Here is a 19,173-nt window from a genome sequence, read left to right as displayed (position 1 = left end):
CCCCTCGTGTTGGTGTCGGGGGGGGGGGGGCGCGCGCGGTGGGCGGGCGCCCCCGGCCCGCCGCGGGCGGGGGGGGGCCCCGGCGGGCGGGGGCCCCCCCGCCCCCCCCGGCCCCCGTCGGGAGAGCGCGGGCGTGCGGGCTCGGTTTCCGCTAGGAGTGACGCGGGTGTGCGGGCTTGGCTTCCGTCAGGAGTGACGCGGGCTTGGAGGCTCGGTTTCCGTCCGGAGTGGCACGGGACTCGAGGCTCCATCCGTCCGGAGTGGCACGGGACTCGAGGCTCCATCCGTTCGGAGCGGCACAGGCGCGCGGGCTCGGAATCCGTCCGGAGTGATGCAGGGTTCAAGGGCTTGGCTCTCGCTGCGAGTGACGCGCCTTCAGGGGCCCGATCCCCGTGCGATGTGACACGGGACCAGAGGTCCGATCCCTGCTCGCCATGACACAGGACCAGGGGTCCGACCCCTGCTCGATATGGCACGGGACCAGGGGTCCGGTCCCTGTTCGGTGCGGCACGGGCTCAGGGCTCCTGGTCTTTGTTCGGCATGGCACGGGCTCGGGGTCTCCGGTCCCCCGTGCCTGTCGGGAGTTCGGGCCGTGCACCGTCCGGCCCCCTAACAGTGGCCGCGTGATCGGACCGGCACCAGGGTGGGCTGAGTGTTCGTCAGATCCCCCAGGAGAGGGTTCTCTATCGTGCGTGTCCAGTCGCTGACGCTGGCCGTGGCCGGCGCCGTCCTGCTCGCCCCGACCATGCTGCCCGCCGCACCTGTCGCCTGGGTCCGGCCCCTGGCGGGGCCGGGTGCGCTGCGCGAGGGCGACGTCCGTGCCGCCGACCTGCTGGCCAAGGTGCGGGACTGCGCCCCCGTCTCGCGCGGCCGGTACCGCAGCGACGACGGGGAGCGCGCGACGATCCCGGTCTGCGGCACCAAGGAGGCCGTCTACTGGAAGGCCGACCTGGACATCGACTGCGACGGTCAGGCCGGTGCCCATTGCAACGCGCGCACCGACCCGCTCTTCTCGTCCATGACGGCGTTCCAGCAGTCCGACGGCCGCTATCTGGACGCCGAACGGCTCCCGTACATCGTCGTCCCCGCCGCGAGCGGCCTCTGGAACCACCGGGACCACGGCGTCCGCGGCGGCTCGGTCGCCGCCGTCGTCTACCGGGACCGGGTGCAGTACGCCGTCGTAGGAGACGTCGGACCGCACGACATCATCGGCGAGGCCTCGTACGCCACGGCCAAGGGCCTGGGCATCCGCACCGACCCGCGCGGCGGCGGGACGGACTCCGGGGTCACCTACATCGTGTTCAAGGACTCGCGGGTGAAGCCCATCGAGGACCACGCGGCGGCCGTGGAGACGGGACAGCGGCTGGCCCGGCTCTTCGTCGGAGCCGGAGCCGGAGCAGGAGCTGGTGCGGGCACCGGCACCGGCATCGACTGAGACCGCGGGCCGTGGCCGAGGCGGTGTCGTCAGACCGCCGACCAGCCGTCGTCGACCGGCAGGATCACGCCGTTGATGTTGCTCGCCGCGTCCGAGGCGAGGAACACGATGGCGGCGGCCTGCTCCTCGGGCTGGGCCACGCGGCCCACGTTGACGAAGTGCGGGCCGAGTGCCGCGGGGCCGAGGGCGGTCCGGTCGGCGTCCACGGAGATGTTGGTCGCCGTACCGCCGGGGGCGATGGCGTTGGCCCGGATGCCCTGCTTGCGGTACATCACGGCCAGGGACTTGGTCAGGCCGACGACGCCGTGCTTGGAGGCCGTGTACGCGGCGCCCGCCGCGCTGCCCCGGAAACCCGCCTCGGACGCGGTGTTCACGATCGCGCCCCGGCCCGCCGCCAGCATGTGCGGCAGCACGGCCCGGGCGAGCAGGAAGGGCGCGGTCGGATTGACCCGGATGACCCGCTCCCACTCCGCGTCGGCCACGTCCGCCAGCGCCGACATGCGGTCCATGATCCCGGCGTTGTTCACCAGCACGTCGACCCCGCCGAACCGCTCCACGGCGGTCGCGGCGACCTCGTCCACAACCGCCTGCTCGCTCAGGTCGCCCGTGACCGCGACGGCGGTGCCGCCCGCCTGCTCGATCTCCTTGACGACCGCCTCGGCGCCGTCGACGTTGAGATCGGCGACCACGACCTTGGCGCCCTCCGCGGCGAAGGCCAGGGCGGCGGCACGTCCGATGCCCGAACCCGCTCCGGTGACGATGACGCTGCGTCCGTCGAGTCCAGTGGCCATGAGGTGCTCCTGTCCGTAGTGCGAGGGCTCCGCGCCCGTTGTGTACTCACCATACGACTTAGTGTCTTCGAGTGACATAAAGTCGAGGGCGAGTCATGGTGGAGAATCCCGGGAGGTCACGACCGCACCCGGAGGGGAACTGATGACCGCATCCAGCGGACGCACGGGACGACCGCCTCTCACCGAGGCGCGCAAGGCCGAGATCCGCCTGGAGATCGCCCGGGCCGCGGTGGAACTGTTCGTCGCCCAGGGCGTCGCGGCGACCACCGGCGAACAGATCGGCCAGGCGGTCGGCGTCTCCGCGCGCACCGTGTGGCGCTACTTCCCGAGCAAGGAGAGTTGTGTACGGCCGCTCTTCTCGGCCGGTATCGACGTGATCGCCGCCCGGCTGCCGGACTGGCGCCCCGGCCACGCCCTGGAAGACCTCTTCGACCCGGAACTCGCGACCGGCCTCCTCGCCGCGACAGGCCCCGACGGCGCGACGGGCAGCGCGCTGGTACGCCTCACCCGCACCGAACCCGGCCTGCGCGCGATCTGGCTCCAGACCTACGACGAGGCCGAGCCGGCCTTCGCCCGCGCCCTGGCCGACCGCGCCGGTCTGCCGGCCGACGACCTGCGCCCCATGATCCAGGCGGCGATGCTGAACGCCGCGCTGCGTGCGGCGGTTGAGCGGTTTGCCTGGCGTGGGGGAGAGGCGGGGACGGACGCGGGTGAGGGGACGGACGCGGTGATGGGGGAGGTCGATGTGGCGGGGGCGTTGCGCTCGGCGCTGGTGATCGTGGCGGAGGGGGTTTCGTAGCGGAGCGGCCTCACACCTCCCAGTGGACGCCTCGCACCTTCGGGTGGGCTTCTCACACCTTCCGGTAGGTGTACGCCTCCGCGGCCGCCGCCTCCACCGCGTCCAGGTCCGCTCCCGTCGAGGCCGTGACGACCGCGGCCACCGCGCCCTCGACGAACGGGGCGTCCACCAGGCGGGTGCCGACCGGGAGTTCGTCGCCTTCGGCGAGCAGGGCCTTCACGGTGAGTACGGCGCTGCCGAGGTCGGTGAGGACGGCGACTCCGGCGCCGCGGTCGACGGACGCGGCCGCCGCGGCGATGAGTTCGGAACTGGTGCCGAGCCCGCCGCCCTCGGTACCGCCGGCGGCGGCGAGCGGCACCGAGGCGCCCGTGCCGGACAGTCCCCGCGCCAACTCGGCCACGGAGGCGGCGACTTCGGCGCTGTGGGACACCAGCACGATCCCCACGAGCTGCTCGTCTCTCACATCGCTCACGTCACTCATCTCCCTCGCCGGTCGCCCCGGCCGCTTCCTGGAGCGCGGCGATCAGCAGTGCCGAGGAGGTCGCGCCCGGGTCCTGGTGTCCGATGCTCCGCTCCCCGAGGTAGCTCGCCCGGCCCTTGTGGGCCTGTAGGGGCGTGGTGGCCAGGGCGCCCTCCTCGGCGGCGGCGCGTGCCGCGGCGAAGCCGTCCGGGAGCGCGTCGACCGCCGGGACGAGAGCGTCGATCATGGTCTTGTCACCGGGCGCCGCACCGCCGAGGGTCATGACCGCGTCTACTCCGGTGCGCAGCGCGAGGGCGAACTCCTCCTCGCTCACCTCGGCGGCATCGCCGAGCGCCTTGCCGGTCCGGCGCAGCAGCGTGCCGTAGAGCGGCCCCGACGCGCCGCCGACCGTGGAGATGAGCTGGCGGCCGGCGAGGGTGAGGACGGCGCCCGGGGTGTCCGGTGCCTCCTTCTCCAGGGTGGCTGTCACGGCGGTGAACCCGCGTTTCAGGTTCGCGCCGTGGTCGGCGTCGCCGATGGGTGAGTCGAGGTCGGTGAGCCGGTCCGCCTCGCGGGTCACGGAGGCGGCGGTGGCCGTCAACCAACGGCGGAAGAAGTCGGCGTCGAGCACGGAATCTCCTTGCGTGGTGGGTGAGTTGACCGGGTGGGCCGCCGGGTCACATGCCCCAGCGCAGCCCCGGGGTCTTCACCGGGGCGTCCCACAGCCGCAGCAGCTCCTCGTCGATCTGGCACAGGGTGACCGAGGCACCCGCCATGTCGAGGGACGTGACGTAGTTGCCGACCAGTGTGCGGGCGACGACGACCCCGCGCTCGGTGAGCACGCGCTGGACCTCGGCGTTGAAGCCGTAGAGCTCCAGGAGCGGGGTCGCGCCCATGCCGTTGACCAGGAGCAGGACGGGGTTGCGCGGTGGCATGTCCTCGAGGATCGCGTGGACGGCGAAGTCGGCGATCTCGCCGGAGGTCATCATCGGGCGCCGCTCCCGGCCCGGCTCGCCGTGGATACCGACGCCCAACTCCAGCTCGCCCGGCGGCAGATCGAAGGTGGGGCTGCCCTTGGCCGGGGTGGTGCAGGCGCTGAGCGCGACGCCGAAACTGCGCGCGTTCTCGTTGACCTGCCGGGCGACGGCCGCCACCTGGTCCAACGGCTGCCCCTCGGCCGCCGCGGCACCGGCGATCTTCTCCACGAACAGCGTCGCGCCGGTGCCGCGCCGCCCCGCGGTGTAGAGGCTGTCGGTGACGGCGACGTCATCGTTGACCAGCACCTTGGCGGTCTGGATGCCCTCCTCCTCGGCGAGCTCGGCCGCCATGTCGAAGTTGAGGACGTCGCCCGTGTAGTTCTTCACGATGAAAAGCACCCCGGCGCCACTGTCCACGGCGGCAGCCGCCCGCACCATCTGATCGGGCACCGGCGACGTGAACACCTCACCAGGACAGGCCGCCGACAACATCCCCGGCCCGACAAACCCGCCGTGCAAGGGCTCGTGCCCCGACCCCCCACCGGAAACCAGCCCGACCTGCCCGGCCACGGGGGCGTCCCGCCGTACGATCACCCGGTTCTCGACGTCCACGGTCAACTCGGGATGGGCGGACGCCATGCCTCGCAGCGCGTCCGTGACCACGGTCTCCGCGACGTTGATCAACATCTTCATGGTTACCTCCTGGCGAGCCTGACAGATGTGTCTCTGACCTGGGCCTTCGCCGGCCAGAGTGGGTTACGGCAGTGGACGGTCCTGGTGGTTCCTGACGGTCGGACGCGGCTTTTGGCGGGGTTGACGCCGACTTCGAGTATCGACCTTGTGGCAGCGAAGGTCACGGGCTCGGACGCTCAGGGGTCCGCTCGACCACTTCGGACTGTGCCGCGGCTGCGCCGTGTGCGGCGGAGACGGCCGTGGAGCCCGCCGGGCGACGGCCGATCACGATGCGACGTGCAGGATCTGGACCAGGCCGACCCGGTTCCCCTCGCCGGCCTGGGTATGGGTGGCTCGGACTCTCCAGTGGCCGGCGGGCAGTGAGACCGGTGCCTGGGCGGGCGTCCCGCCGCCGGGATACTCGGTGTCCAGCGCGGAGCCCGCTTCGGCGGAGTCCATGAGCGTGGCCGGACCGTCCGACAGCCACGTGCCGCACTCCTCCCACGCGGTGGCCGGGTCCGTTAGGACAGCCTCGGCCGCCGCCCTCAGCCCGGCCTCGGAGTCGGCGGCGAGCCACCGCAGGAAGGCTCGATGCTCGGGCAGATAGCAACTGGTGGCCGGTTCGTCCGCCAGCACCAGTGCCTGTGCACCGTCCTCGCCCACGGCGATCACACCGGCCAGATCGTCCACCGCGCAGGCCCGGTCGTAGTCGTCCGGAGCGGTGGCGTCTCCCGCCATGACCCCGGTCTCCGTGCACCCGTGCCACGCGGCCAACGCGGAGACGGGGACGACGATCAAGGGCCCGCCCATCGACTCCACCCAGACAGGGGCGGCGGGGGACGCGTTGGCGGCCGTAGGCGAAGAGGCGCTCATGCCGTCAGTGTGCCCGTGACCACTGACAACGCCCCCGGCGGCTGATCCGTGCTCAGGTCACGACCTCGGGGAACGGCGATACGGCCGGTACCCCCGGGCGGTCGACCCGCCGCTCGGCGCCGGTCCAACTGGTCCGCGCCGCGCCCTTGTTGGTGATGCCGACCGTTCCCTGGAAGCCGTTCGTCCACTGGCCGGCGACGTCGTAGTCCACCGCGTAGGTCGGTTCGGCGCCGTTGGCCGGCATCGGTACCAGCGCGCCGGTTCCGGCCACGAGTGCGGCGGCGACCGCGAGGGGGACCGGGCGGAGGAAGCGGTGCCGCAGTCGGTGGGACGTACGGGGTGATCTCATGGGGTGGTTCGTTCCCTCGGTGTGTGGGATGTGTCGGGCTCCAGTGGTCGTCGGCGGGGGAGTCGGTTGCCGTCGCGGCGAACTGGATTTCCGAGGCTCCGGTTCCGAGGGGGCGTACGACCTCGCGCAACTCGGCCGTGCGCGGAGTTAGTTGGTGCTCGCGGTGGTGCTGTCCTGGTCCAGCGTGGCGGCCCAACTGGCAAGGAGTTGAAGGCTGTCGTGGGCCGGGGTGCCCGGTTCGGCGCTGAGTGCGGTGATGGTGAGGCCGGGCTCGGTCGGGATGGGCATCGCCTCGAAGGGGAGGGCGAGTTCGCCGACCGCGGGGTGGTGGAAGTACTTGATGCCGGTCTGGTGCAGCCGTACGTCGTGGGCGGCCCACAGGATGCGGAACTTCTCGCTGCGGGTGGAGAGTTGACCGACGAGGTCGGTCAAGTCCCGGTTATAGGGGTCCCGTCCTGCCTCGGTGCGCAGCAGCGCCACGGCACCGGCCGCCTGGAGCTCCAGCCGGGGGAGGAAGTCGGCGGCGCCGGGGTTGAGGAACTCGTAGCGGGCGAGGTTGACGGGGCAGGCGGGGTCGGCGAAGACCGGGGCGTACAGCGCGCGGCCGAGCCGATTGGTGGCGAGGATGTCGAGGCGGCCGTTGCGGATGAAGGCCGGGGCCTCGGTCATCGCGTCGAGCAGGTGCTGGAGGCTCGGGCGGATCGGCTGTGGGGCCCGGCGGCGCGCCGGTCGGCGGCTGGTGTTGGCCGTACGGGCGAGGTCGTCGAGGTGGGCGCGTTCGGCCTCGTCGAGTCCTACGCACGCGCCGACTTCGAGTTCCAGCGGGGCGAGGCGCTGCTGGCGCTTCGCGAGGCCGGGGAAGCGGTGACCGCATTCGAGTACGCGTTGGCGGCCCGCGCCTCGGACGATCGCCGGGGCGCGGCCCTGACCCGGCTGCGCCTGGCGGACGTACTCCTGCCGCTGGGACACGTGGACGAAACGCGTGCCCTGGAAAGGGAGTTGAGGGAGGACGGCGACGGCCTGCGATCGGCGGCGGTGACCCGACGCAAGCAGGAACTGCGGCGCTCGCTGCTGCGGTTCGGCGGGGGCGGGGGGTGAGACGGCGGTCGGGCGGTCTTCCGCCTGTCAGCCGACCGGGGTGCGCCGTACCACCTTGCCCTGGTCGTCCGCCTCCAGCGAGGCCGCGCCGTCGTTGCCGGTCACGCCGACGCGGACGGTGAGGGAGCCGGCGAGGCGGTCGACGGTGATCTGCCAGGTCGCCGGAGAGCGGACGCCGAGCGTGGACCTGGCCTCCTCGACCAGGGCGGGGAAACGCTCGTACGGCACGGAGTCCGGGTCGAACGCCGGGGCCTGCGAGCCGGTGGGGACGAACACGACCGACAGCAGACGGTCCTGTACGACGACGGTGAGCGCCCGGCCGGTGTCCTTGCCCTTGGTCAACGAGCCGACGGCCCGGCGCAGTTCGCCCTGGTCGAGGAACGACTGGCCGGCGCCGAGGGCGACCGTGCCGGACGCCGAGCTGACGACCGTGGTCGACGAGGTGGAGGAGACGGACGGCTGCGCGGTGGTGTCCTCGTCGAACAGGTCGGCACGGAACACCAGGATCACGGCGGCCGCGGCGAGCAGCAGCGCGATCAGCGACACGAAGCCGACGGCACCACAGCCCTCGGCGGGGTCACGCACCACGGCCGGTCCGGGCACCGAGTCGATGCCGGCCCCGGCCACCCGCTCCGCCCACTCCGGCTCCGGCCGCTTCACGATCCGCACCCGCCACAGCCGGTCCTGCGGATACTGGACCACCACGACCGAGCCCGGCCGGTAGTCGGACAGGTCGACGAGGTTGATGTTCTGCTTGAACACGACGCGGTACGCCGGCCCGTCGTCCGGCGCGACCGTCACGTCGAACCGCACCGCCACATCGCTCGTCGCCTCACCCCCGACGGCCTCCAGCGTCTCGATCCGCGCGAGAGCCGTACAGAGCGGAACCGCCGCCTCCCGAACCCACCTCGGCATCGCGGCGAGAAAGAACAGCAGACCGTAGACCACGGGCACGCCCACGCTCAGCGCGCACAACGTCACGCTCTCGATGACGCAGCCGACGACGAAGGCGGCCGACGACGCCCCGGTCACACCACCCGTGAGAATCCCCCGGGCGAAGGCGAGGGGAGTGTTGCGCGTGGGCGCCGGCACGTTCTCGATGATCGTCACACCGGCGATTGTGCAGGGGGCGGGTGAACGGGGGCAGACGGGGAAAGTCTCGATGGTGAGGACAGGTTCCGTGCGGCCACCAGGCCGTGTCGTTGTCATCGGCGTGGGCATCCTCGGAGCCTGCGTGGGCTGGAACCTGTCCCGGCGCGGTGCCGAGGTGGTCCTCATCGACGCGGGCCGGCCGGGCGAAGGCGTCACCGACTGGTCCTTCTCGTGGGTCAACGCGAGCAACAAGACCGTGCGCAGGTCCTACTTCGACCTGAACGTGGCGGGCATGGCGGCGCACCGCGAACTCGCCGCGACCGTCGGGCCGGACTCCTGGTGGTATCCCGGCGGCCATCTGCGCTGGGCGGACGAGCCCGCGAAGGAGGCGAAGTTCCTCGACACGGCCGAACTGCTGGCCCGCTGGGGCTACCGGGTCGAGGTGTCCACGGGGGCCGAGGTGCGCCGCCGCCTGGAACCCGCCCTCGCGCTGCCCGACGAGACACCCGTCCTGCTCTACCCCGACGAGGCCTGGGTGCACGGCCGTCGTCTGGTTGGCCGTCTGGTCGGCCAAGCCGTCGCCGCAGGGGGCGAGTTGAGGTCCGGTACCGAGGTCCGTGACGTCGCCACCGAGGCCGACGGGAGCGTGTGGACCGTCGCCCTGTCCGACGGGAGTGTTCTCGACGTCGATGCCGTCGTGAACGCGGCGGGCCCGAGTGCCTCCCGGATCGCCGAACTCGTCGGGCGTCATCTGCCGATGCGCCGGGAACCCGGAGTCGTTACCCGGATCGACTGCGCCCCGGTTCCTATCCACCGGGCCATGCACGCGCCCCACATCGAGATCCGTCCCGACGGAGACAGCTCGATGGTCCTCCACAGCCGCGAGGTGGACGCGCTCATCGACACCGGCGAGGAGGATCCTGCGGAACTCGCCCGGCTGCTGCACGCATCGGTACGACAGGTCGTTCCCGCACTCACCGATTCCCGCATCGCACAGACCCGGGTGGCGTTCCGCCCCATTCCGGCCGACGGTTTCCCCTCGGTGGGAGCGGTGCCGTCCGTACCGGGCTACTACGAGGCCGTCTCCCACAGCGGCATCACCCTCGGGCCGGTGATCGGCCGGCTCCTCGCGGCCGAGATCCTCGACGGGCAGAGGGACGAGTTGCTCGCGGACTTCCGCCCGGAGCGGTTCTCCCGGTGACACCGGGAAGACCGGCGGAAGCTGCATACCCGGGCTTCTTCGTGGTAGGCGCCAGGACAGGGCTGATCATCCGCCGCGTACCGAATCTTGAGACATGCTTTACGCGGCGCGTGCAACTGAGGCCCCCTCTGTCGCTGTCTGACAGAGAGTCGGGCCCGTCAGGGCCGAGGAGCTAGAGAGTGGGGCACGTCGTGGGACGGCGCAAGGGCAGCATAGGGATCGCACTCGTCACGGGTGCGGTGCTGGTGGGCGCGACTGCCTGTGGCGGGGGTGGCAGCGACAAGGCGAGCGCGGACGACGCGAAGGCGTCGGCCAAGGCGAGCGCGAGTGCCTCTCCGTCGCCGACCAAGCCCGCGGGCCCGCCGATGCTGCTGGACACGATCACCCCGCAGACCGGAACCACGGTCGGCGTGGCCATGCCGATCTCGGTGATCTTCACCAACCCGGTGGCGTCCAAGGCCCGGGCCACGGTCGAGAAGCACATGAAGGTCAGCGCCTCGCAGTCGGTCGTCGGTGCCTGGCACTGGATGGGCGACAGGCGCGTCGACTGGCGCCCCAAGACGTACTGGCCCTCCGGTACGACCGTGAAGATCGACGCCGACATGAACGGCGTCACCAACGGCAACGGGCGCTACGGCGTGCACAGTTACACGCACACCTTCAAGATCGGCGACGACGTCCGCGCGGATGTCTCGGTCACCAACCACACCATGAAGGTGACCAAGAACGGCGCGGCGGTGCGCACCCTGTCGATCAACGCGGGCAGCGCCGAGTACCCGACGTGGGACGGCACGATGGCCGTCATCGACAAGCAGGAGAAGGTCCACATGACCTCCTGCAGCGTCGGCATCAGCTGCGACAAGAGCAGCCCCAACTTCTACGACCTGACCCTGCCCTGGGACATCCACCTCACCCAGTCCGGCACCTACGTGCACTACTCGACCGGTGACCCGAACCCGGGCAGCGGCAGCGCCCGCGGCTCACACGGCTGCGTCCACCTGTCCCTGTCGGACGCCAAGTGGTTCTACGGCCAGGTCAAGCAGGGCGACCCCATCACCATCACCGGCTCGCCCCGAGGCAAGGCCCCGGCCGACAACGGCTACGCCGACTTCAACCTCGGCTGGGACCAGTGGCTCGCGGGCAGCGGCGCCGGCGAGGGGACGACCGCGGCGCTCTGACGCGCCGCGGTGGCCGCAACCTCGTAGCTCTCCTAAGCCCAGCAGCCGTTGACCGTGGCGGCGAGGCCGTCCAGGGCGTCCTTCGTGGCGTCCGGGGCGGCCGTCGAGTTGTTCTCGATGAACGAGAAGATCTTCCAGCGCCCGTCCGCGGCCACGGTCAGACCGCTCAGCGCGATCGCTCCGGTCAGCGTCCCCGTCTTGGCGCTGACCTTCCCGACGGCGCACTTCGAGTCCGCGGTGTCGAAGCGCCCCCACTCGGGACCCAGCGTCGAACCTGCCTCCCCCGAGACCGGCAGCCCGTCCACGATGTACTTCAGGATCGGGGCGTTGGCCGGGTCGTCGGCGAGATGCAGGATGTCGGCGATGGTCTGGGCCGGGATGCGGTTCGAGCGGGAGAGCCCGCTGCCGTCGTAGACCTCGAAGTTGGCCAGGGAGACGCCGTACTGGGTGAGTACCTGGCGTACGACCGCTGTGCCGTCCTCGAAGGTGGCCGGGCGGCCTGCGGCCAGCGCGGTCATCCGCAGCAGGGTCTCGGCGATGTCGTTGTCGCTCACCTTGAGCATGTGCTCCACGACGGCCGACAGCGCGGCGGAATTGTGCTGGGCCACGGGAACGGCCGAGGTGGCCGCGGTGGCGTGGGCCACGGTCCCGGTGACGGTGACACCCTGTTTGGCGACCAGCTTGGCGAAGATCTGGCCCGCGTCCAGCGAGGTGTCGGTGACATGGCGGCCGTCGACCACCAACGCCCGCACCGGAGCGATGGAGTCGGGGTAGTAGCCCGTGTTCCAGCCGGTGGCGAGCGTGGGCTCGGGGAAGAGGCTGTCGTCGACCGCCACCTTCACCGAGGTCAGGCCCGCACTCTTCAGGCCCGCTACGGCAGTTGTGGCCATCGCGGTGAGGTCGGCCGTGGTCAGGGTGCGGTCCCCGCCCCCGACCAGGGTGAGCGTGCCGTTGTCGTAGACGGCCTTCGTGGTGAAGCGGTGGTCCGGGCCGAGGATCGTCAACGCGGCCGTGGAGGTGGCGAGTTTGGTGTTCGACGCGGGCATCAGCGCGGTCGTCGCGTCGTGACCCCAGATGGCCGCCGTGGACTGGGCGTCGATGACGACACCGCTGAACGTGCTGCCCAGACGGACGTCCTGGACACGGGTGTTGAGATTGTCCGCGATCGCCTGCTCGGCGGTGTCGAGCGTGACGGTGTCGGCCTTGGCGAGGGTCTTCGGGGCGGCCTGCTCGGCCGCGAACGCGGAGGTGCCGAACAGGATCGTCCCGGCGACCGGCGCGGTCACCGCGATGACGGCGACACGGCGGAGCACCGGGCCGGCCGTCCGGCTCTTGCGGTGGCGTCCGCTCGCGCGGTCCGCGGAAGGGGAGTTGGACATAGGGGCGGCCTCGACAGGGGGTGGGGGGTGGGGGCACAGGGAGATCCGGGGATCTTGAAAGGAACGTAACAGCTTCGAGGGGGCCGCCGCCGGGGGATCGGCCGATGCCGTTCCGCGACACACATCGAAGTCCCGACCCGGGGCACGCGACAGGACGGGACGCGTACCGCGCGTCGGCCTCAGGGCCGCCCAGTGTTTCCAGGAAAGGCATCATGACGTCGCCGCACACATACAAGTGGGGCCTCCAGAGGGCGAGTTCGAGCTCCACCGACCGGAGCCCCACACCGGGACCGGCCGAGGGAAAACAGGCGCTGCGCGCAACCGGGCGCGCCGGCTTCGTCGCACGAGGCGTCGTGTACGTCCTCGTCGGCGCTCTCGCCCTGCAGATCGCGTTCGGCGGAGGGGGTCGGGAGGCGGACCGGCAGGGGGCGTTGCAACAGGTCGCGGCGCAGCCCTTCGGGAAGGTGATGCTGTGGCTGCTCGTCGTCGGCTTCGGCTGCATGGCGCTCTGGCGCGCCTCCGGGGCGCTCCTGGACAACGGGCCCTCGCACAAGGTCGGTTCACGACTGCTGGACGCCGGCCGTGCCGTGTTCTACGGCTTCGTCTGCTGGGGTACGGCGTCCTTCGCCGCCGGGACCGGCGGCTCGTCCGGCAGTGACGCCAAGTCGCGGGACTGGACGGCCTCGGCGTTGAAGCTGCCGGGCGGTCAGGTGCTGGTGGGTCTCGCCGGCGTCGTCCTGATCGGGGTCGGTGTGACCCTCGCGGTGCGCGCGGTGATGCGGCGTTTCCTGCGGAAGCTGGAGACCGGGAAGATGGGCCGCCGGGTACGGCAGGCCGTCACCGCTCTGGGTGTGGGCGGCGGTACGGCGCGTGGTGCCGTGTTCGCGGGGGTGGGGGTGTTCGTGCTGGTGGCGGCCATCCGCTTCGATCCCCAGCAGGCCAAGGGAATGGACGCCACCCTGCGCACCTTCGCGCACACTCCGGCGGGGCCGTGGCTGCTGGTCGCCGTCGCGATCGGGCTGGTCCTCTTCGGCGGCTTCTCCTTCGCCTCGGCACGCCGGCGCCGGCTGTGAAGCCCGGCATCCGGCCGCGACCCGGTGCACGACACCGCCGTAGAACCCCCCAACCGGGGTGAAAACGCGCCCACTTCCTCTGTCGGCGGAGTCCGGCGGGGCAACTTTTCGGACAGGCTTCGGAATTGTGCGGTCCGGGGGACATGAACGCGCGGGAAGGGGGCACGCGACGTTCGTCCTGTTCCCCAGCTAAGGCGGCATCGTGGCTACCTCCGTGAACGCCCTCGAAGCGACTGCTTCTGTCCGTACGACGGCACCGGAGCTCGTGGACGACCTGCCGTACATCGAGGACGGGGCCAAGGTCGCCCCCAAGGACGCACGGGTGCTGTCCAAGCTGTTCCTCGACCGGCTGCAGGAACTGGAGGAGGGCACCCGGGAGTACCAGTACGCCCGGAACACGCTGATCGAGATGAACCTGTCGCTGGTGTCCTTCGCGGCGCGCCGGTTCCGCAACCGGGGCAGCGGCGACATGGAGGACGTCATCCAGGTCGGCACGATCGGCCTCATCAAGGCCATCGACCGGTTCGACCTGACCCGCGAGGTCGAGTTCACCTCCTTCGCGATCCCCTACATCCTCGGCGAGATCAAGCGCTTCTTCCGCGACACCACCTGGGCCGTGCACGTCCCGCGCCGCCTCCAGGAACTCCGGGTCGACCTCGCCAAGAGCAAGGAGACCCTCGGCACCGAGCTGGGCCGTACCCCCACGGTCAAGGAACTCGCCGCCCACCTGGAGCTGTCCGAGGACGAGGTCATCGAGGGCCTGGTCGCCGCGAACGGCTATGTCGCCGGCTCCATCGACACCCCGAGCGGTGACGACGAGGCCGACAGCGCGCCCAAGTACGCGGACACGATGGGCGACGCCGACCCGGCGATGGAGCTGTTCGAGGACCTCCACACGCTCGCCCCCCTGCTGCAACAGCTCGACGAGCGGGAGCGGACCATCATCGAGATGCGCTTCGGCCAGGAGATGACGCAGGCGGAGATCGGCCGCGTACTGAACCTCTCGCAGATGCACATCTCCCGCCTGCTCAACCGCACCCTCGCCAAACTGCGCACCGGCCTCCTGCCCACGTGATCCCCCCGCCCGACAGACTCTCCCTCGCGCGGCACCGAAAGGATCACCCCGCATGAGCTCCACGAGCGCCGACCACGATCCCCTGCACCAGCCCGCCGCCCCGATCGTGACGGAGCCCGTCCCCGACCTCCAACTGCAGATGCTGGTACGGCTGATGGGCGAGGACGCGCAGGCAGCGCTGCCCGTCACCCTCACCGTGGGCGGCGCCTTCCTCCACGGCGACCTGATCTCCCACGAGGCCTGGACCACCGACTGGGCACGCGGTCTGCACGGGACGGACGGTCCCGGCGCGCATCTCCTGGAGCGGTTCCCGCGGCAGGTGGACGAGGCTGTCGTGGAGAAGCAGGGCGGCCCCGGCCCGCAACGGCTGCCGCAGTGGATCCATCTGCGCGACGCCACCGGTGTCGGCGCCGGAGGCGGCTCCGTCGTCATGCCCCTGTGGCGCGGGCGGCTCACGGACGTGTCCGGCTGGTCCCTGGGCAGGCCGAAGCAGCTCTGAGGCGTCGGCACGGAGTAGGCGCGGCGGGTGGACGGGGGCGCGGTCTGTGAGGATGTGCCGCATGAGTGTGCGGAGCAGGAACCATGTGACGGTCTCGGGCCGGTCCGGAGGGCCGGTCGTGATGCTGGCGCACGGGTTCGGGTGCGACCAGCACATGTGGCGGCTGGTGGTACCGCTCCTGGAGCGCGAGGCCACCGTGGTGCTCTTCGACCATGTGGGCGCCGGCCGCTCCGATCTGTCGGCGTGGAGCCGCGAGCGCTACTCCACCCTGGACGGCTACACCGAGGACGTGCTGGAGATCTGCCATGAGCTGGCGCTCGGCCCGGTGACGTTCGTGGGGCACTCCGTGAGCGCGATGATGGGCGTCCTGGCCGCGGCCCGCGAGCCGGAGGCGTTCGCCGGTCTGGTGCTGCTCGCCCCCTCGCCGTGCTTCATCGACGACCCCGCCGCCGGTTATCGCGGCGGGTTCAGCGCCGACGACATCGACGAGCTGCTGGAGTCCCTGGACGCGAACTACCTGGGCTGGTCGGGCGCCATGGCCCCGGTGATCATGGGCAACCCCGAACGCCCGGAACTGGGCGAGGAGTTGACCAACAGCTTCTGCCGCACCGACCCCGACATCGCCCGCGTCTTCGCCCGCGTCACCTTCCTCTCCGACAACCGCGAGGACCTCGCCGGAGTCACCGTGCCCACACTGGTCGCCCAGTGCTCCGTCGACGCGATCGCACCCCCGGAGGTCGGCGCCTTCGTCCACGCGCGGATCCCGGGCAGCCGACTGGTCACCCTGAACGCGACCGGGCACTGCCCCCAGCTATCCGCACCGCAGGAGACGGCCGCCGCCATCTCCGACTTCGTCCGAGCCGTGCGCTGATGAGCGCCGACGGCGACAGCGAGAGCGGCGATCACGCGACGTTCTCCGCACTCCTGGAGGACAGCGCCGAGGACCTGTACGAACACGCGCCGTGCGGATACCTCTCCACGCTGATGGACGGCACCATCGCGAAGATCAACACGACGCTGCTCGACTGGCTCGGCCACGACCGCGGCGACCTGGTGGGCCGTAGAACCTTCTCCGACCTGCTCACCGTGGGCGGCCGGCTCTACCACGAGACCCACTTCGGCCCGCTGCTGCGCATGCAGGGCGAGGTCAGCGGCATCGCCCTCGAACTCAAGGCGACCGACGGCAGCCGGCTGCCCGTGCTGGTGACCTCCACCGTCAAGACGGGCCGCGACGGCCGACCGCTGCTCATCCGCACCACCGTCTTCGACGCCCGCGACCGCCGCGCCTACGAGACGGAACTGCTGCGCGCCCGCAAGGAGGCGGAACTCGAACGCGAGGAGCTCATGCGCCTCAACGCCACTCTCCAGCAGACCCTGCTGCCCCCGACTCTGGTGAGCGTGCCGGGACTTGATGTGGCCGCGCACTACCACGTCGCCTCCACCGACATGGTCGGCGGCGACTTCTACGACCTCTTCCCGCTCTCCGCCGGTACCTGGGGGCTGTTCCTCGGGGACGTGTGCGGCAAGGGCGCCGCGGCGGCGGCCGTCACCTCGCTGGCCCGGTACACACTGCGTGCCGCCGCCGTCTACGACCCCGATCCGGCCGCCGTGCTGAGCAACCTCAACACCGTCCTCCACCACGAGTACAACGGCCAGGACCCGCGGTTCTGCACCGTCGTCTTCGGACTGCTCACCCCCGAGGGCGAACTCGGCGGCTTCCGTATCACCCTGGCCAGCGGCGGCCACCCGCCCGCGCTGCTGCTGCGCGCCGACGGCAGCGTCGAACCACTGCACACCCCCGGAGGACAGCTCATCGGCGTCCTGCCCGACGCCCATATCGCCACCGCCACCGTCCACTTGACGGCGGGCGACACCCTGCTGCTCCACACGGACGGCCTCACCGAGGCCCGCCCGGACCGCACCAGGAACGGCGACCGCTACGGCGACGAGGCCCTCCTCGACTTCGCCCGCGGCCTGGCACCCACCACCGCCTCGGCCGCCGTCGCCGCGATCCGCGACCTGCTCGACACCTTCGGCACCGGCGTCGACGACGACACCGCCGTCCTCGCCATCAACGTGCCCCGACCCACCAGTGAAGAGCAGCCGTGACCCAACTCGCCATCCGCACCCGGACCACACCCGCGGGACCCGTCGTCGAACTGACCGGAGAACTCGACTACGACAGTTCCTCCCAGGTGCGTGACCTCCTGCCCGGGCTCGTGCTCCAGGAGGGCCAGCAGCTCGTCGTCGACCTGGCCGGTGTCACGTTCTGCGACTCCAGCGGCATCACCGCCCTGCTCGCGGCCCGCAACCACGCCCTCGCCGCCCGGGCGGGCATCACCCTGGCCGCGGTCCCGGGTCACATCAGCCGGATCTTCGAGATGGTCGGGCTGGACCAGGTCTTCCCGACCCATCCCACAGCACAGGACGCCGAAGCGGCCTGGACACCGCCGTCACCCCGCGCCTGAGGCGTCAACGGGCCAGGTAGAAACGGATGGCCGTGCCGTTTGGAGCCGTGTGGACGCGGACGAGATCGGCGACGTAGTGCACCAACAGGAGGCCGCGGCCGCCGGGTTGGTCGCGTGGGGGCGGTCGGCGGCCGGCCAGCGGATCCGTCAGCCGGCCGTGGTCCCGGACCTCGCAGACGATCCGCTCGTCCTCCGCCCAGATCCGCAGCGACCCCGAACCGCCGCCGTGCAGCACGCTGTTGGTGGTCAACTCCGCGACGGCCAGTGTCAGATCCTGCAGCCGTACGCCGGCCAGGCCCAGCCGCTCGGCCTCCTGGACCGCGAAGTAGCGGGCCTTCGGGAGCTCTTGGGCGTCGAACGCGATGGACGCCGCGCCCGGCGGGTGGGGGAGCGGCTCGTTGTAGCGGGCGATCGCGCCCTGCGGGTCGTAGGCGGCGCTGGGGAGTTGGGCGTCCCCGTCGATGACGACCGGATGGGTGGCGCGGGCGTCTGCGAGCACGTCGGGCTCCAGCCGGTCCGCGTCGTACGGGCACAGGATCGTCACCTCGCGATCCCGGAACGCCGAGTTGATCAGCGCCTCGTGCTGGACGCACGCCGGGTACTCGACGGCGGTGCGGCCGGGCCAGATCGGCTCGCCGACGATCCGCACCCGGCCGCTGTCGGCGTGGGCGTCGGCGAAGGCCCGCAGCACGCCCGGGATGATCCGCCCCGGATTGCGGCCGACCTCCGTCATGTCGAGGAACCGCACACCGGCGCCGGTCGATCCGAGCCCTGCTCTGATCAGTTCGAGGCGCGGGCCGGGAACGGCGACCGCGACGGCCTCCCCGGCGGCCAGCCCCGCTCGCACGAACGGCACCGTGGCGGCCGTGTACTGCGCCTCGCCCCGGTAGAACAGCGCGGGATGCGCGAACGGTGCGCCGTGGGTGGCCGTGCTCATCGTGCCGCCACCTCGATCCTTGTCAGGCCGGGCCAGCAGTCTACGGGGGTAGCACGAGAGGGTGGTGGGGAGCGGTAGTTCCGCCGGTCCCCACCACCCTCTCGCACCGCGGAACGCCGATCAGGTGCGCGGGTTCCCGTAGTAGCCGCCGACCTGCTCGTGGTAGCCGGAGTCACCGGTGTGCTTGTCCTTGTCGAACTCCGGGGAGTTCTTGATCTCTTCCTTCGTCCGGCCGACGTGGACCGTGCGGCCCGCGACGTCGATGGACGCGATCGTGCCGACGGGCAGCAGGACGTGCTTGCCGAAGATCCACACACCGGTGTCGACGACGATGTACATGGCGCCGACGTCCTCGGAGTGCTTGTCGACCTTGCCGATCGAACCGTCGCTCGCCTCGACCTTGAATCCGGTCAGATCCGTTCCGGTCCGGTGGCCCGACTCGGCCTGGTAGTCCCACATTTCGTCCGCCATGTAAACCTCGCTCTGTGGTGGGTGAATTTCGCGGTCGGAGATCTATCTCCTACCAGCGGTACCAACGTCCTCGAGCACCGCTGGACCCCGTCGAACGGGCGACGAATCCCAGCAGCCACAGGACGAGAACGACGATCGCGACCCACCAGAGAATCTTGACGGCGAATCCCGCACCGAAAAGCAGCAGCGCGAGAAGAAGAACAAGGATCAGGGGAAACATATGTATCGACCTCCAGGCATCCGAGTGCCCTGCCGAAAATGAATCATGCACCTGGAGGAATTGAGAAACCGTACCGAGGACGAGAACCGCCGGTCACGACCTGTACGGGCGGGCCGCACGTCACCG

Annotated in this window: 23 protein-coding genes; 11 read left to right on the top strand and 12 right to left on the bottom strand. The window is 71.1% G+C overall.

Annotated elements, in window-relative coordinates; genetic code table 11:
• Positions 1-688 precede the first annotated feature (688 nt).
• Positions 689-1,435, top strand: a complete 747-nt coding sequence (locus ACIRRY_RS12155; protein WP_403971170.1) for a glycoside hydrolase family 75 protein — start codon at positions 689-691, stop codon at positions 1,433-1,435.
• 29 nt (positions 1,436-1,464) lie between these two features.
• Here the strand turns inward: ACIRRY_RS12155 and ACIRRY_RS12150 are convergent, their stop codons facing one another.
• The gene (locus tag ACIRRY_RS12150; RefSeq protein ID WP_403971168.1) at positions 1,465-2,226 is read right to left on the bottom strand and encodes an SDR family NAD(P)-dependent oxidoreductase; all 762 of its coding nucleotides are present in this window, start codon (positions 2,224-2,226) and stop codon (positions 1,465-1,467) included.
• A 142-nt stretch (positions 2,227-2,368) separates the two neighbouring features.
• On the opposite strand from ACIRRY_RS12150, the gene ACIRRY_RS12145 reads away from it, so the two are divergent.
• Positions 2,369-3,025 carry a TetR/AcrR family transcriptional regulator gene (locus ACIRRY_RS12145; protein ID WP_403971166.1) on the top strand — a complete coding sequence of 219 codons (657 nt, stop codon included), beginning with the start codon at positions 2,369-2,371 and terminating at the stop codon, positions 3,023-3,025.
• A gap of 52 nt (positions 3,026-3,077) precedes the next feature.
• Here the strand turns inward: ACIRRY_RS12145 and ACIRRY_RS12140 are convergent, their stop codons facing one another.
• The 6 genes from ACIRRY_RS12140 to ACIRRY_RS12115 form a co-directional block, all read right to left on the bottom strand.
• Positions 3,078-3,488 carry a PTS-dependent dihydroxyacetone kinase phosphotransferase subunit DhaM gene (locus tag ACIRRY_RS12140; RefSeq protein WP_403972243.1) on the bottom strand — a complete coding sequence of 137 codons (411 nt, stop codon included), beginning with the start codon at positions 3,486-3,488 and terminating at the stop codon, positions 3,078-3,080.
• A 10-nt stretch (positions 3,489-3,498) separates the two neighbouring features.
• Positions 3,499-4,116 carry a dihydroxyacetone kinase subunit DhaL gene (gene dhaL, locus ACIRRY_RS12135; RefSeq protein WP_403971164.1) on the bottom strand — a complete coding sequence of 206 codons (618 nt, stop codon included), beginning with the start codon at positions 4,114-4,116 and terminating at the stop codon, positions 3,499-3,501.
• Between the two features lie 46 nt (positions 4,117-4,162).
• Positions 4,163-5,155, bottom strand: coding sequence for a dihydroxyacetone kinase subunit DhaK (gene dhaK, locus ACIRRY_RS12130; protein ID WP_403971162.1), 993 nt, complete (start codon positions 5,153-5,155; stop codon positions 4,163-4,165).
• A 264-nt stretch (positions 5,156-5,419) separates the two neighbouring features.
• Positions 5,420-6,007, bottom strand: a complete 588-nt coding sequence (locus tag ACIRRY_RS12125; protein WP_403971160.1) for an Imm21 family immunity protein — start codon at positions 6,005-6,007, stop codon at positions 5,420-5,422.
• Between the two features lie 52 nt (positions 6,008-6,059).
• A complete protein-coding gene (locus ACIRRY_RS12120; RefSeq protein WP_403971158.1) occupies positions 6,060-6,356 on the bottom strand; it encodes a hypothetical protein in 297 nt (98 codons plus the stop codon).
• A gap of 147 nt (positions 6,357-6,503) precedes the next feature.
• Positions 6,504-7,325, bottom strand: coding sequence for a transcriptional regulator (locus ACIRRY_RS12115; RefSeq protein WP_403971156.1), 822 nt, complete (start codon positions 7,323-7,325; stop codon positions 6,504-6,506).
• Here ACIRRY_RS12115 and ACIRRY_RS12110 point away from each other — a divergent pair, their 5' ends adjacent.
• Positions 7,326-7,454, top strand: coding sequence for a hypothetical protein (locus tag ACIRRY_RS12110; protein ID WP_403971154.1), 129 nt, complete (start codon positions 7,326-7,328; stop codon positions 7,452-7,454).
• 27 nt (positions 7,455-7,481) lie between these two features.
• Here the strand turns inward: ACIRRY_RS12110 and ACIRRY_RS12105 are convergent, their stop codons facing one another.
• Positions 7,482-8,564, bottom strand: coding sequence for a hypothetical protein (locus ACIRRY_RS12105; protein WP_403971152.1), 1,083 nt, complete (start codon positions 8,562-8,564; stop codon positions 7,482-7,484).
• Positions 8,565-8,634: 70 nt separating this feature from the next.
• Between ACIRRY_RS12105 and ACIRRY_RS12100 the strand changes: the two genes are divergently transcribed.
• A complete protein-coding gene (locus tag ACIRRY_RS12100) occupies positions 8,635-9,747 on the top strand; it encodes an NAD(P)/FAD-dependent oxidoreductase (RefSeq protein WP_403971150.1) in 1,113 nt (370 codons plus the stop codon).
• Positions 9,748-9,926: 179 nt separating this feature from the next.
• A complete protein-coding gene (locus tag ACIRRY_RS12095; protein WP_403971148.1) occupies positions 9,927-10,925 on the top strand; it encodes an Ig-like domain-containing protein in 999 nt (332 codons plus the stop codon).
• A gap of 32 nt (positions 10,926-10,957) precedes the next feature.
• On the opposite strand, the gene dacB is transcribed toward ACIRRY_RS12095, so the two are convergent.
• On the bottom strand, positions 10,958-12,304 hold the full coding sequence (gene dacB / locus ACIRRY_RS12090) for a D-alanyl-D-alanine carboxypeptidase/D-alanyl-D-alanine-endopeptidase (RefSeq protein ID WP_403971146.1): 1,347 nt from the start codon (positions 12,302-12,304) through the stop codon (positions 10,958-10,960).
• A gap of 212 nt (positions 12,305-12,516) precedes the next feature.
• On the opposite strand from dacB, the gene ACIRRY_RS12085 reads away from it, so the two are divergent.
• From ACIRRY_RS12085 to ACIRRY_RS12060, 6 genes are all read left to right on the top strand, one after another.
• Positions 12,517-13,377 (top strand): DUF1206 domain-containing protein, encoded by an 861-nt coding sequence (locus tag ACIRRY_RS12085; protein ID WP_403971144.1) that lies wholly within the window; start codon positions 12,517-12,519, stop codon positions 13,375-13,377.
• 214 nt (positions 13,378-13,591) lie between these two features.
• Complete coding sequence (locus ACIRRY_RS12080) at positions 13,592-14,452, top strand: RNA polymerase sigma factor SigF (protein WP_403972242.1); 861 nt, start codon at positions 13,592-13,594, stop codon at positions 14,450-14,452.
• A 52-nt stretch (positions 14,453-14,504) separates the two neighbouring features.
• Complete coding sequence (locus ACIRRY_RS12075; RefSeq protein WP_403971142.1) at positions 14,505-14,951, top strand: hypothetical protein; 447 nt, start codon at positions 14,505-14,507, stop codon at positions 14,949-14,951.
• A gap of 61 nt (positions 14,952-15,012) precedes the next feature.
• Positions 15,013-15,822, top strand: coding sequence for an alpha/beta fold hydrolase (locus tag ACIRRY_RS12070; RefSeq protein ID WP_403971140.1), 810 nt, complete (start codon positions 15,013-15,015; stop codon positions 15,820-15,822).
• Positions 15,822-17,060 (top strand): PP2C family protein-serine/threonine phosphatase, encoded by a 1,239-nt coding sequence (locus ACIRRY_RS12065; RefSeq protein ID WP_403971138.1) that lies wholly within the window; start codon positions 15,822-15,824, stop codon positions 17,058-17,060. The genes ACIRRY_RS12070 and ACIRRY_RS12065 overlap by 1 nt, the downstream gene beginning before the upstream one ends.
• Complete coding sequence (locus ACIRRY_RS12060; protein ID WP_403971136.1) at positions 17,057-17,419, top strand: STAS domain-containing protein; 363 nt, start codon at positions 17,057-17,059, stop codon at positions 17,417-17,419. Before ACIRRY_RS12065 ends, ACIRRY_RS12060 begins: the two co-directional genes overlap by 4 nt.
• A 4-nt stretch (positions 17,420-17,423) precedes the next feature.
• Here ACIRRY_RS12060 and ACIRRY_RS12055 read toward each other — a convergent pair whose 3' ends face one another.
• The 3 genes from ACIRRY_RS12055 to ACIRRY_RS12045 form a co-directional block, all read right to left on the bottom strand.
• Entirely contained in the window at positions 17,424-18,356 is a 933-nt protein-coding gene (locus tag ACIRRY_RS12055; protein WP_403971134.1) for an anti-sigma factor RsbA family regulatory protein, read from the bottom strand.
• A 120-nt stretch (positions 18,357-18,476) separates the two neighbouring features.
• Complete coding sequence (locus ACIRRY_RS12050) at positions 18,477-18,827, bottom strand: PRC-barrel domain containing protein (protein ID WP_403971132.1); 351 nt, start codon at positions 18,825-18,827, stop codon at positions 18,477-18,479.
• Positions 18,828-18,876: 49 nt separating this feature from the next.
• A complete protein-coding gene (locus ACIRRY_RS12045) occupies positions 18,877-19,047 on the bottom strand; it encodes a DUF5670 family protein (protein ID WP_403971130.1) in 171 nt (56 codons plus the stop codon).
• Positions 19,048-19,173: the final 126 nt, after the last annotated feature.

Source organism: Streptomyces sp. NPDC101776, from assembly GCF_044766845.1.
Lineage (GTDB): Bacteria > Actinomycetota > Actinomycetes > Streptomycetales > Streptomycetaceae > Streptomyces.
The sequence above is the reverse complement of the archived record's forward strand: the minus strand, read 5'-3'. Positions and strand labels throughout refer to the sequence as shown.